General features: G+C 55.5%; 11 protein-coding genes. 4 read left to right on the plus strand and 7 right to left on the minus strand.

Annotation, left to right across the window (positions count from 1 at the left end; all coding sequences use genetic code 11):
* Positions 1 to 8: 8 nt before the first annotated feature.
* The 3 genes from DQN55_RS06775 to cyoD are packed head-to-tail and all read left to right on the plus strand — an operon-like array spanning position 9 to position 3,081.
* A complete protein-coding gene (locus DQN55_RS06775) occupies positions 9 to 2,120 on the plus strand; it encodes a cbb3-type cytochrome c oxidase subunit I (protein WP_408634590.1) in 2,112 nt (703 codons plus the stop codon).
* Positions 2,117 to 2,749, plus strand: coding sequence for a cytochrome c oxidase subunit 3 (locus DQN55_RS06780; RefSeq protein WP_048382356.1), 633 nt, complete (start codon positions 2,117 to 2,119; stop codon positions 2,747 to 2,749). Before DQN55_RS06775 ends, DQN55_RS06780 begins: the two co-directional genes overlap by 4 nt.
* Entirely contained in the window at positions 2,746 to 3,081 is a 336-nt protein-coding gene (gene cyoD / locus DQN55_RS06785) for a cytochrome o ubiquinol oxidase subunit IV (RefSeq protein WP_048382357.1), read from the plus strand. The genes DQN55_RS06780 and cyoD overlap by 4 nt, the downstream gene beginning before the upstream one ends.
* A 473-nt stretch (positions 3,082 to 3,554) precedes the next feature.
* On the opposite strand, the gene DQN55_RS06795 is transcribed toward cyoD, so the two are convergent.
* The 7 genes from DQN55_RS06795 to DQN55_RS22520 all read right to left on the minus strand — a co-directional run bounded on the left by DQN55_RS06795 (position 3,555) and on the right by DQN55_RS22520 (position 11,640).
* Positions 3,555 to 4,850, minus strand: a complete 1,296-nt coding sequence (locus DQN55_RS06795) for a cytochrome c (protein WP_048382358.1) — start codon at positions 4,848 to 4,850, stop codon at positions 3,555 to 3,557.
* A 10-nt stretch (positions 4,851 to 4,860) separates the two neighbouring features.
* Complete coding sequence (locus tag DQN55_RS06800) at positions 4,861 to 5,400, minus strand: (2Fe-2S)-binding protein (protein WP_231984400.1); 540 nt, start codon at positions 5,398 to 5,400, stop codon at positions 4,861 to 4,863.
* Between the two features lie 2 nt (positions 5,401 to 5,402).
* Complete coding sequence (locus DQN55_RS06805; protein ID WP_048382360.1) at positions 5,403 to 8,336, minus strand: xanthine dehydrogenase family protein molybdopterin-binding subunit; 2,934 nt, start codon at positions 8,334 to 8,336, stop codon at positions 5,403 to 5,405.
* Between the two features lie 237 nt (positions 8,337 to 8,573).
* Complete coding sequence (locus DQN55_RS06810) at positions 8,574 to 9,587, minus strand: XdhC family protein (RefSeq protein WP_048382361.1); 1,014 nt, start codon at positions 9,585 to 9,587, stop codon at positions 8,574 to 8,576.
* Between the two features lie 41 nt (positions 9,588 to 9,628).
* A complete protein-coding gene (locus DQN55_RS06815; protein ID WP_048382362.1) occupies positions 9,629 to 10,192 on the minus strand; it encodes a nucleotidyltransferase family protein in 564 nt (187 codons plus the stop codon).
* Between the two features lie 272 nt (positions 10,193 to 10,464).
* Positions 10,465 to 11,505: an SDR family oxidoreductase gene (locus DQN55_RS06820; RefSeq protein ID WP_048382363.1), complete on the minus strand. Its 1,041-nt coding sequence runs from the start codon at positions 11,503 to 11,505 to the stop codon at positions 10,465 to 10,467.
* A gap of 3 nt (positions 11,506 to 11,508) precedes the next feature.
* Positions 11,509 to 11,640: a hypothetical protein gene (locus DQN55_RS22520; protein ID WP_268876069.1), complete on the minus strand. Its 132-nt coding sequence runs from the start codon at positions 11,638 to 11,640 to the stop codon at positions 11,509 to 11,511.
* 116 nt (positions 11,641 to 11,756) lie between these two features.
* On the opposite strand from DQN55_RS22520, the gene DQN55_RS06830 reads away from it, so the two are divergent.
* Complete coding sequence (locus DQN55_RS06830; RefSeq protein WP_048382364.1) at positions 11,757 to 12,677, plus strand: LysR family transcriptional regulator; 921 nt, start codon at positions 11,757 to 11,759, stop codon at positions 12,675 to 12,677.
* Positions 12,678 to 12,719 lie beyond the last annotated feature (42 nt).

Genomic DNA, 12,719 nt, shown 5'->3' on the forward strand with positions numbered 1-12,719 from the left:
GGGAGACTATTTTCGGACAACTTGGCTGGGACTCGCTGGTCTTCACCGGTGCCATCAAACACCCCTCCGCCAGCGAGTTTGTGGCGTTTGGTGCGGGTAGCATTGTGGTGCTGGGGGCCGTCGCCGTTGTGGTTCTGCTCACCGCGATGCGCTGGTGGGGGCCGCTCTGGCGCGACTGGCTGACCAGTGTCGATCACAAGAAAATCGGCATCATGTACATCGTGATCGCCCTCGTCATGTTTTTGAGAGCTCTGATCGAAGCGGGTGTGATGCGCTCTCAGCAACTGGCCGCTTACGACAGTGCCGGCTACCTGTCGGCTGACCACTTTGGTCAGTTGTTCACGACCCACGGTACCATCATGATTTTCTTCGTGGCGATGCCGTTCATCACCGGGCTCATGAACTATGTGATGCCTCTGCAGATTGGTGCGCGGGATGTCAGCTTCCCGCTGCTCAATGCTATTTCCCTGATGCTGACGGCGGCTGGCGCAGGTCTGATCATGGTGTCGCTGGTGGTGGGTGAGTTCTCAACCGGCGGCTGGAGCGGCTATCCGCCGTTTACCGGCATCGAGTTCAGCCCCGGAGAGGGCGTGGACTACTGGATATGGTCCGTCACCCTGGCGTCGATCGGCTCGACCCTGACCGGGCTCAACTTCGCTGTCACACTCTATAAAAAGCGCTGCCCGGGCATGGACATGTTCCGCATGCCGCTGTTTTGCTGGACGACGCTTTGCACCTCGATTTTGATGATCTTCGCCATGGCGCCACTCACCGTCGCCACGATCATGTTGGCCCTGGACCGCTACGCCGGTTTCCACTTCTTCACCAATGGTGACGGTGGCAACATGATGAACTTTGCCAACCTGTTCTGGCTGTTCGGGCACCCGGAGGTCTACATCCTGCTGCTGCCGGCATTGGGTGTGTGGTCTGAAGTGGTGTCGACGTTTGTTGGCAAGCGAATCTACGGCTATACCTCACTGGTGTACGCCACGATGTGCATCGCGGTGTTTTCGTTCGGCGTTTGGCTGCACCACTTTTTCACCATGGGGCAAAGTGCCAACGTTAACGCCATTTTCGGTATTGCCACGATGATCATTGGCATACCCACCGGCGTTAAGGTGTACGACTGGATCCTGACCATGTACCGGGGCCGGATCCGCATCACCACGCCTATGCTCTTCCATATCAACTTCCTGCTGACCTTTGTACTGGGTGGTATGACCGGCATCCTGCTGGCCAACCCCACTGTCGACTTCCAGGTGCACAACTCCCTGTTTCTGATTGCGCACTTTCACAACATGATCATTCCGGGTGTGCTGTTTGGCATGTTTGCCGCCGTCCAGTACTGGTTCCCCAAAGCCTTTGGGTACCGTTTGCACGAAGGTTGGGGCAAGGCGGCGTTCTGGTCGTTGGCCCCGGGCTTTTTATTGGCGTTTTTCCCGCTCTACTGGCTCGGCATGAATGGCGCGCCACGTCGCACCGTGATGTGGGCAGACCCCGCTTTTTACCCTTGGTTGGCCTTGGCGATGCTGGGAGCGGTGCTGCTGTTGGTGGGCACTGTGTTCTTGCTGGTACAGATCGGCGTGTCGATCCGTCAGCGCCGTCAGCTTGCCGTACCGCTGGGCGATCCTTGGGACGGGCGCTCGCTGGAATGGTCGATTCCCTCGCCACCGCCAGCCTGGAACTTTGCCGTGGTGCCACAGGTGGACGGCCGGGACGCCTTTACCGAGGCCAAGAAAGACGGTCAGGCCTATCGCTCACCGGCGGCTTACAGCGACATTGAAATTCCGTGCAATTCCATGGTCGCGCCGCTGATTGGCATCTTTACCTTTACCTTGTCGTTTGCCCTGGTGTGGCATATCTGGTGGCTAGCCGTGGTTTCGTTCATCTTGGTCTGGGGGGGGGTGATCGCTCGATCGTTTGTCTCGCAGACCCACGAAATCATCCCGGCCAGCCGGGTAGAGGCCGAGAACGAAGCTTTTCTGGCTGCTGCACGCGTCACCCCCGGGGTGACGCGTGACCTGGAAATGAGCCCTGAAAACCGAGGCAAGGCTGCTCCCGACAGGCTTGGACAGCCTGGCCAGAAACGACCTGATGACGTGCTGGAGTCAGCGATATGAATGCATCTCAACCTCTGCATCCAGGCGTGAACCTGGATGTGACTGACCGCAAGAGCCATGAGAAAGCGTCAGAAGTCATCTTCGGTTTCTGGATTTTCCTGATGAGCGACCTGGTGCTGTTTGCCGCGCTCTTTGCCACGTATGCGGCCATGAGCACACAAGGCATTGCTCAAGGGCCGGTCCCCTCCGAGGTCTTTGACCTCGGTTCGGCGTTTATTGAAACGCTGTTGCTGTTGCTGTCGAGTTTCACGTTCGGCTTCGCCATATTGGCCATGAAGTACAGCACCAGCCGTCTGCGGTTGCTGGCTTGGCTTGGTGTCACGGCATTGCTCGGTGCGGCGTTCGTGGCGTTCGAGCTTCACGATTACTACGTGATGATCGAGAACAATAATGCGTGGCCGCAAACCAGCGGCTTCCTGTCCGCTTACTACCTGCTGACTGGCACCCATGCCGTCCACGTATCGGCAGGCCTCTTGTGGATGATCGTGCTGGCGGTTCAGGTGATGACGCTTGGGCCCAACCCCCTTGTCAAACTGCGCCTCCTGCGCCTAGCGCTGTTCTGGCACATGCTGGATATCGTCTGGGTGGGGATCTTCACTTTCGTCTACCTGTTCGGAGTCGCCGCATGAATCTAAAAACCGCATCGAACAGCGTCCCGCCGGCCGAGTCGCGCAATGAGCAGCGCAACTATTGTGTCGGCCTCTGCCTGGCGCTGTTGCTGACCCTGATCGCGTTCGGCCTGGTCTGGCTGAACATGGTGAGCGGCACTCAGGCTCTCGCTGTGCTGGGGGTGTTGGCGCTGGTGCAAGTGGTGGTGCACCTGCGCTTCTTCTTGCACATCGATTTGGGCAAGTCCCATCATGATGACCTGATGCTCATCCTGTTCACTTCATTGATACTGCTGCTGATTGTATTGGGGACCATCTGGATCTTGTGGGATCAACATGCACGCATGATGTAACGGGGCAGGCGGCAGCAAAAAAGGGTGAACGCATGGCGTTCACCCTTTTTTGTTTCGGTATTCAGGCGCGACAGGCCTGCCTTGACTCAAGGCAGCCGCTACGTCATGCGCACGGGGCTGTTTTTGGACAACCACAGATCATAATGACTGATCCCAGTTCGTCATTAAAAAGCTGAATACCGCAAATACCACCAAACACACCACGATGACATGATGCTTCTTGATTTTGTCTCTCATGTTGTTCCTCTTTACACCCTGAAATGTTCAAGCCAGTGCGCGCGGCCCGAAGATCGATTAAACCGCCAAACAATAGCATGGTATTTAAAGACCGGAACTTAAGGACGATTCAATGAGGCGCGATCACGCAATTCACACTTACCCCCCCAGATGTTTTTCGAGCCTTCCAGAGGTTGGACAGAGCAAACAGTGTGGTCAATTGAACAGTGTTTTTCATCATCCCACGAAAGCGTACTTTATTTGGCAGGAGCGATTGCCTCGACTTGCTCTGCCGTAATTGCCTTGCCCTGGCCGCCCCATTGAGCACGCATCCAGGAGGCTAGTCCGGCCACTTCCTCAGCACTCATGCGATCCGCAAATCCCGGCATAGCATACATACGCTGATTCCCGGTGAACGTTTGTGTAGGAACCCCCTGCAAAATAACGGTCAGCAGATTAACCGGGCTGTCCATGACGACAGCAATATTGCCATTCATTGGCGGCGCAACATTTGGAATGCCTTCCCCATTGGTCCCGTGACATCCGGCACACGCGGAGAGGTAACTGAGTCGGCCACGCTGCAACGGCGTATCACTGGCAGCAGGTAGTGGCTCAGGTCCTTTTGCAGGCTTAAGCAATTGACCATCCTTACCGGTCATCAGGTATGAGGCGATAGCATCCACATCAGCCGCTTGCATCGCACTGGTAGAGAAGTGCGTCACGGTATACATGCTGCCAAAGGCTGTGCCTTGGGCAGAGATGCCGGAGCTCAGATACTCGCTCAATGACTGAGTGTTGAAGCCTCGCTTTGCCAGCGTCTGTGCAGTGATGTCAGGGACCACCAGGCCATCAACGACGTCACCTCCCTCCAGGGAGCGTGCAAAAGAAACACCCATCGTGACATTGCGCGGCGTATGACAGGCCCCGCAATGCCCCAGACCTTCCACTAAATAAGCGCCGCGCAACCATTGTTCCGATGCCCCCTCCCGTACAGGCGGTTGACGGTCTGGAAAGTTGATCAATGCCCAAAAGTTCATGAATGGCCGCACAGGCAGCCTGAACACTCCGGTGTTAGCAACATTGGGCTCAGTAATAGACGGCAGGCTCATGATGTAGGCATACAAGGCATCAATGTCTTCGGCGCGCGTGATATGCGTGAAAACAAAAGGCATGCCCGGATACAGATTCCTGTTGCCGGGTGCGATGCCATCACGCAGCACACGATGAAAGTCTTCACGGCTGTACTTGCCGATGCCATAGGTCTTGTCAGGGGTTATGTTGGTCGAATAGAGGGTTCCAAACGGTGTATCAATAGGTACACCGCCGGCGCCTCTTGGCCCCTGAGGCAGCGAATGGCAGCCCATGCAGTTTCCAGCCAGGGCCAACTCACGGCCACGAGGGAGCAACTCCCGGGTCTGCGCATCTGTCAGCGGTTGTTGTACATCAGGTGCAACCGTTGAGGGACGGAACACACCCAGGAGTACGGCTAGAGCAAGCAAAACCGCGACACCTATGAAACCCACCAAGCCATTGCGTAAACGATTACTTTTCATCGCCTGCTCCTTAGTCGATCACACAGCCAGGAGTCTTCAGCGCGACGTCCTGAACAGCCTGGTAGTAACGGACATACCCGGTACAACGACAGATATGGTCATTGAGCGCTGTTTCGATTCGACTTTGTAAGTCGGCACGTTTTACAGGTTGGCGTTTTAAAGATTCAACAAACACGGTGGCTGCAGTCACGAACCCCGGAGTGCAATAACCGCACTGAAATGAAAAGTGTTCGATAAATGCCTGCTGTATCGGGGTCAGGTCGCTCACCTCGCCATGCTCATCCCGCTTAGCCTGGCCTTCAATGGTAATCAGCGTTTTGCCATTAAAAAAATGGGCGTCAAAGATACACGTACGCGTCTCTATGGGGATTCCGTCGGGTTGAATTTCCATGACGGTGCACGCATGGCAAATACCTTGCCCGCAACCAAAACGAGTGCCTGTCAGATCAAGATGATCATGCAAAAAATCGATCATGGGCATGCCCACAGGCGCGTCTACCGGACCTACTTTCTGACCGTTTATGGTGAGGGTCAGTGAGCGTTTCTCAATACTCATAGCATCAACGCCTTTTTAATTTTGTTGGCTGTCACGGGAAGGTGATAGAAGCGCGTTCCAATGGCATGAGTAATGGCATTACCCGTCGCAGCGACAACCGGGATCATCACCACCTCGGCTAACCCTTTGGGTGGGGATGTTTCAGTGAGAGGATCAAGATAGGTGGCCGTTTGCGTCCACACGGCGACATCTTTGGCCCGTGGCAACCTGTAGCGGTTGAAGTTCCAGGTGCCGTTCCCCGGGCCATCACCGTACAAAGGGAGTTCTTCCATCAGTGCGTGACCAATACCCATGGCGATACCGCCTTGCTGCTGGCCTGACACCAGAGCAGGCACAATGATATTGCCGGGATCGAGCAAGCTGTGATGATTCATGATCTCAACGTGCCCTGTGAAGGTGTTGACATTTAGTTCTACCAGGCAGGCTGCGGGTGTATAGGTGGTGACACCCGCGTTGTTGCGCTGGGCAGACGGAAACTGAACGTTACTGCGCTTGATGAAGTCATAGCCTCCGGTAGACATTCTTGCCTTCAACGACTCAGGAGCCGCATCTCCATAGCGCACTGCGATTGCATCTGCGGGTAGATTCTTGATCCCCAGTCCAGGAATCTCGAAATCGGCACGAGCCCATTGCCAACGGCTGAAGCAGTGCAGGGCAACGCCTGTGACAAGTCCCATTTCATGCGCTTTACGGGCGATTGCTTCGAATGCTATTGGCGCCATACCACCGCCGCCGATGCCGCCAGGCACTGCCCGCAGGTCTTTGGCGGTCATATAGCCACTCGCCAGTTGGCCTCCTGCCGGACCACTGCTCCAAATGGCCTGTGCAGCCGGCCAAACAGTATTTTCAAGTAGAAATTGAGCAGCCTGACGTGTACCAAATCCGATGAAGTAGACACTGTTTGAAGCGCTCATCGCGGGCAAAATAGCGGGTACCCAGAAGGGGTCCCGTGCAAACTCGTCCTGTTGTTCCTGTGTAATGGAGAACGGTTCGAAATTACTCTTGAGCGGCAACTGAGCGAAGTTGGTTTCACCAAAAATTGCGATATCAGGTGCCTTGCCCAACAAGCGCTGCACCATGACTTGCTGCGCCGTCGTAGCACCGGTACCAATTTCTTGTACGCAGTGGCGCATTGTAATCTTGCCTGCTGCATCGAACTCTAATAACAGCGCCGTTGTATCTGCCCCCGTTCCATAGTCTTTCTGAACTTGTGCAAAGCCCACGCCGTAGCGACGGCCGGGATTGGCTGCCTCGTATTTAACTTTTTCCTGCTCGCGGTTTAGCCACAGTGGATGACTCGAGGCGAGGTCAAGCATCTCCAGATTACGTGGGTCACCCAGCTGGACAGCACCCTGAGTGTTTGGATCGCCCGCCTGCAATGCATTTCGCTTACGTAACTCAATGGCGTCCATTCCCAACTGCGCAGCAACTTCGTCAATCAGTAACTCTGTGATAGACATGGCCTGGAGAGTGCCGTACCCGCGCATCGAGCCCGCTTCGACTGCGGCTGTTGCAATCGCAGCAGTGGCCAGATCGGACTTGGGAAAATAATAGATGGACTGAGCTGCGGTGGCAGCGACTTGCGCCACTGAGAAAGAAAAGTTGGCGCGACCACCACCATTACAATTATAGAAAGCTTTAAGCACCTCGAACTTCCCGGTCTTGCGATCAGCGACCAGCGTTAGATCCATCTCGATACTGTGGCGCTTCATACCCAACTGGAACTGCTCGTAGCGGTCATTTGCCAGGCGCACGGGCAGGCCATCGCCATAAAAACAAGCTGCAATCGTGTAGAAAGGGAAAATGGAGTGATCTTTGGAGCCATATCCAACGGTGGTGCCAGACACCAGTTCAATCTTTTCAACTGGAAAGCGCTTGTTATCTTTGACCATGAACGCGGCAACCCGCGCAACTTCATACGGAGACTGCGCAGCAATCAGTACATGCAAGGTACGCGTCGATGCATCGTACCAAGCATTGCCGTTATCAGGCTCCATGGCACTGGGGTCAATGGACTGCGAAAAACCCTGGCGTTGCACAACAAGTTTTGCAGGGTTGTTACGTGCAGCTTCAATCTCTGCCTCAATAATGCCCGCAGCGGCCATACCCCGGCGCATCGGCTCATCGGTCTGCTGAGCGACCTTTAATGGATCGCGAACGCCGCCACCGCCGCGATGGGGCAACAAGACTGAACGCGGAACAAAGATGCCGTCCGGATCCGCTTTAGGCCAGGTCGGCGTATCACCGTCAAAATTCCCCCAAATAACAGCATCCTGGATAGGTGCAAAGGCAGGAGGGGCAGATGGCGTCTCACCACCGATTCTCACATAACGCGCCGCTCCATAATTGGGAGGCTGGATCAATCCCGTCTTTCTGCCATATTTGACTGCAGTGGTTTCGAATCGCAAACGCCGCTTGGCCGCTTCAAAACGGTCAAAGTCATGGAAGATCAATAAAGCCACAGGGTGCCCGTATAGTGGGGCCGTGTTACCCGCCGGCAGCAGAAAGTCCTGACCGTAAAACCCAACGCCTAAATCTGCCAGTTCGGGGACCCGAACACCGTCTTTTTCCAAATCGGCATGCTTTAAAACCCGATCTGGCTGCAAGTCTGGCCCAAGCATCGACAGGTCAATATCGTCAAATGCATGTTCGACGTCGGTTGCTTTGAGGAAAAAACCATGTGCTTGTTTTTCAGGCCAGCCAGGCAGGTTTTTGGAGCGGAAGTCACGGGCGAATACTTTTTCGCCCGTGACTTTTCGTATCGCATCCCATCGATATTTCACATTGCCATCGGGCGCCATCCATTCGGATGTTTGCGCTCCTGAATGAACTTCACGCGCCTGAAGCGCAGGCAAGCGGCCGAACATAACAGTGATACCCGCAAACGTTCCAAGCTTGATAAAGTCGCGTCGATTGATGCCTGATGCCATGTTTGTTTCCTCTAAACACAGTCATACCGGTTTAAGTCGTCATTGAGCATAGATGCAAACGCAAGAAAAAAATCATTAGGCGAGAGATAAAAATCCTAGATAAAAAGCGATAGAAAGCCACCTGAAAGTTAAATAAACGTACCGATCGTTCTCTCTAAAAACAGTCGCGGAGATTTACCCGCACGCCAGTTTTGATATTGAGGTCGAATGACTTGCTTTTTAAAGGCTTTCATGGGGTCAGACTAAGTCGGCTGCGCTCAAGCTGCTTTTTTTTAGTTTGCCCACGCTAATCTGCATCGCAGGTTCAAGGATGACACCGTTTTTAATGGCAATAATCTCCGCCATAATGCTCACCGCTATTTCAGCAGGCGTTTTACTGTCGATGAATAAACCAATGGGGCCATGCAGCCGTTGCATCGTTTCCTTTTCAATCTCAAAGTGCTCAATCAATCGTGCACGCCGAGCCTCATTGTTCTGACGCGAACCAATGGCACCGACATAAAAAGCGGGGCTCTGGAGCGCCTCGATTATCGCCAAATCATCCAGTTTAGGATCGTGACTAAGCGTCACCACGCATGAGCTTGGATCTGGCCTGAAAGCGGTGACTGCATCATCTGGCATACACCGTAACAGGGGGACTTCGCTCTCGTTCCAGCTGAATGTATGTTCAGGACGAGGGTCGCATACCGTGACCGTAAATCCCGTGCTCTGGGCAATTGCCGCTAGATACCTTGCGAGTACCCCGGCACCGATCAGCAACATGCGCCATCGCGGGCCTATGTACATTGCCAGTTGCTGATCATCTAAAAACAAAGGCGCGTACTTGTTGACGACGGTTAACTGCACATCCCCGGTTTCGCAATCCACGGTACGCCGCACCAAGGCCCCGCCATCCAGATATTCCAGTAGCTGTTCAAGCCGCTCTGCACAAGGGTTGCGCTCCACCATCAACTCAATGGTGCCCCCGCAAGGCAGGCCAAAACGGTTTGCTTCCTCTGCGGTCACGCCATAACGAACCACAGTGGTTGATGGCGTCGTTTCAATATCTTTAAAGCGATCAAACAGGTCATCCTCAATGCACCCGCCCGAGACTGACCCCACCATTTCTGCCCCGACTCGCAGGGCCAGCATCGCTCCGACTGGACGAGGTGATGACCCCCAGGTCTTTACAACAGTGATGAGCAACGCGGCTTGCCCTGCTTGGCGCCATGCGTGCAGAGCACGCAAAACTGTTATATCGATAGCATCCATGGCTTCTCCGACAACAACGTTGTGACACATGTGAGGTGTGATCAATGGGTACAAAGCCAGAGTTCGGCTCGTTGTAAATCTTCTACGGTGTCGATGTCATGCACGATGCCTGGGTCATCAACCAACAGGGCTTTGACTTGCCCTTGACTGTCCAGGGCTTGCAGTACTGAGCGAGCCCCTTGGTCACCCCGCAAGTCCAGCAACGCCTCAGCACAACTCGCTGCGAAAGCGACAGGGTGGCCTTGGCGCTGTTTCCAGTACGGCACGACGGCCTGATAGGGTTCGTCAGTGATTAAAGCCTGCGCAACGGTGCGAAGTGTTGTAGAGCACACCAGTGGCATATCAGCAGGCAAGATCAACCAACCCGCCGCACCCTGCGTAGAACGCACACCGCAGGCAATGGAGTCACCCATACCCTCAGTCTCTGCTCCTGCAGGACTGACTACATGGCACTGCAAGCCAGCCTTTTCCACGGCTTCCAGCACATGGCTCATTACCGGTTTTCCAGCCAGTAGCGCTTGCAGTTTATGTGTATGGCCACCACTGCAAGCAAAGCGCATTCCTTTACCTGCTGCCAGCACTAACACCGTTACGTTCATGTTCATGGTCCAAAACCACTGCTCTCGCAGATGCTTGAAAACATTTTTGAAACCACCCCGGCAATTGGTTCCATTGGTCAGGTCGCTCTGGATATCCTTCAGGGCGGCCTCATCGTTTAGAGGCGCTTTGTCGACGCGACAGAGTGCATCACGATAGCTCGCTATTGAAGCTCTGGGGATTTATTTAGGAAGGAGGACGCTATGTCATCACGTTGTTTCGGGATTTTCAGGCAGGCCCTTCTTCGGCGCGTGAGTGGTCTTTTACGAGCGATCTGTGGCTATCCCGCGTGCTGCATCGGGGTGGTGGTTTTAAACCCGCCATGTTCCCGGTACCAGGTAATGGTGTCCGTTATTGTCTGCTCCAGCCCCCGAAAAGTCAGGCCAAGTTCTTGTTCACTCTTGCGGTGGTTAAAACAGGTGCGATTCTCCTCTCGGATCAATAGGCGCAAGGTTGCCATGCTCAGCAAAACGGGTTTGCCGGTCAGGCGTGCGTAGGCCTCCTGCACACTGGCCAGTATGTACAGCGCGGGTATCGGCAGATGCCGAGCGGGTGTCTTGACCCCTGCGATGCGCCCCAGCAGGGGGACTATCTGACGCATGGTCAGGTTGCGGCCTGCCGCGAGATAACGCTCTCCTCGGCGGCCGTGCTGGGCGGCCGAAACCTGGGCCCGTGCCACATCGCGGGCATCGACCAGGGAGAACGTACCGGGAATCAGCCCGGGTAATTTTCTGTTGACGACATCCTTGATCAGTTGCCCCGAGGACGTCGGTCCAATGTCGCCGGGTCCCCACATCCAGCCGGGTAGAACCATGCAGGCCTGCATCTCGGGATGCGTTTCAAGAAACGCCAGAACCTCACGGTCAGCGAGAATTTTGCTGCGGTAATAGTTATCCGCGTCGGCTTCGGCTCGCAGGCATGTTTCATCGATAACGGTGTCAGGTGGACCGTCCAGTACGGCAATTGAAGAGGTGTGGACAAACCGCCGGATCCCCGCGCGATAGGCCTGGTGAATCAGCTCGCGGGTGCCGGTGACATTGATTTTTTCGAGTGCTTCCCAGTGGTTGCCCCCTTTGTAGTTGTCGCGGAAAAAAGCAGCGGTATGAAACACTGTGTCGCACCCTTGCAGGGCGGCTGCGAACGCCTCGATGTCAGCCATGTCCCCGACAACCAGTTCCACACCCGGCAGATCGTTGAATTGCTGCTCACCTTTAATTCTTGAGCGGACCAGGGCTTTGACCGCGTAGCCACGCGCGACCAACTCCCGCACCAGGTTGTTGCCGAGCAAGCCGGTTGCTCCGGTAACGAATGTGCTGCGCATGGCTTATCCCTTGTCCTGTTCAGTGAGCGGTATCAACACTGCCAGGCCGAAGATGGCCTCTTTATGGATCGCCAGCCCGTCTCGGAAGGTGAAGTGCGCGGCGCGTTCTGCAAACGCTTGAGGGCCCGTAGTCATACATTCCATTCCAGTGGTTTCGAAGGCCTGTAGATATACCGTTGAGACGGCGCCTGAAAAACAGCGTCTCCTGCATAATGGCTTTGCGCATTTGCACATCAGGGAGGATGGGAGGTATGGCGTTGCAAGCAAACTGGGACGATCTTCGTCTGTTATTGGCCGTCTCGCGGCGTGGCAGCTTTTTGCAGGCTGGCCAGTTATTGGGTATCGCGGCGTCTACGGTATCCCGTCGCCTGACCCAGCTGGAGGTGGCACTGGGCGAGCCTCTCGTCGAACGGGGTGTTGAAGGGTGCTGGCTGACCTCGAGGGGCCAGTCTCTGGTGGACGTTGCGCTGGCAGCGGAAGCGGGCCTGAGGCGTCAAGCGGCGGCTGATTTGTCCGGGGTGCAAGCAGCGCTGTGTGGCAATGTCCTGGTCAGTGCAGGGGAAGGGTTCTCCTCTTGTGTGCTGGAAGCCGCGCGTCGTTTTACTGCCCTGTACCCGGCTTGCTCCGTGGAGTTGCTGGTGACCGCCGACTTTCACAAGGTCGCCCGTGGCGTGGCAGACATTGCGCTACGCACATCGCATCTGGGCGAGCCCTCGCTGATTTATCGACCCGTAGGCAGGCTCGCCTATGGTGTCTTTGCGGATGCCGGATACCTGAAGCGGTTTCCCGGGTTGACGCTGGCCACGGCGGACAGCATCGGCTTGCTTCCGCCGCTGGACATGTTGCCTCAAATACGTGCGGCCAAGGCGGCGGGTCTGGATCGTGCGCCGATCAGCGTGAACTCGTTCGTCGCACAACTTGAAGCGGTAAGACGAGGGATGGGGGTGGCGGTCATGCCCCGTATTCTGGCGAAGGGCCTGAGCGAGTTGTTTCCGGATCTTGAACTTCCGGATATGGAGGTCTATCTGGTCACCCGTCCTCAGGCGTTGAAGCAGGCTCACATCAAATATTTCTTTGCCATCCTGGAACCGCTCCTGCTCGAAACCCTGAGTGTTGAGACTGTCGACGATTACCGCTTGGGGACATCGCTGTTCAGTCCGCCCAGTCGGTGAACCCTGTGGCGGTGGATCAAGGCATTCAACCCGACAGGGCCG

Origin of the sequence: Pseudomonas taetrolens, from assembly GCF_900475285.1 — a bacterium.
GTDB lineage: Bacteria > Pseudomonadota > Gammaproteobacteria > Pseudomonadales > Pseudomonadaceae > Aquipseudomonas > Aquipseudomonas taetrolens.

What these genes read in the sequence shown, in the direction of transcription:
- DQN55_RS06815 (WP_048382362.1), bottom strand. Translation starts at nt 10,192, where the DNA reads ATGAACATGAACGTAACGGTGTTAGTGCTGGCAGCAGGTAAAGGAATG.
- DQN55_RS22520 (WP_268876069.1), bottom strand. Translation starts at nt 11,640, where the DNA reads ATGACTACGGGCCCTCAAGCGTTTGCAGAACGCGCCGCGCACTTCACC.
- DQN55_RS06820 (WP_048382363.1), bottom strand. Translation starts at nt 11,505, where the DNA reads ATGCGCAGCACATTCGTTACCGGAGCAACCGGCTTGCTCGGCAACAAC.
- DQN55_RS06780 (WP_048382356.1), top strand. Translation starts at nt 2,117, where the DNA reads ATGAATGCATCTCAACCTCTGCATCCAGGCGTGAACCTGGATGTGACT.
- cyoD (WP_048382357.1), top strand. Translation starts at nt 2,746, where the DNA reads ATGAATCTAAAAACCGCATCGAACAGCGTCCCGCCGGCCGAGTCGCGC.
- DQN55_RS06830 (WP_048382364.1), top strand. Translation starts at nt 11,757, where the DNA reads ATGGCGTTGCAAGCAAACTGGGACGATCTTCGTCTGTTATTGGCCGTC.
- DQN55_RS06795 (WP_048382358.1), bottom strand. Translation starts at nt 4,850, where the DNA reads ATGAAAAGTAATCGTTTACGCAATGGCTTGGTGGGTTTCATAGGTGTC.
- DQN55_RS06810 (WP_048382361.1), bottom strand. Translation starts at nt 9,587, where the DNA reads ATGGATGCTATCGATATAACAGTTTTGCGTGCTCTGCACGCATGGCGC.
- DQN55_RS06805 (WP_048382360.1), bottom strand. Translation starts at nt 8,336, where the DNA reads ATGGCATCAGGCATCAATCGACGCGACTTTATCAAGCTTGGAACGTTT.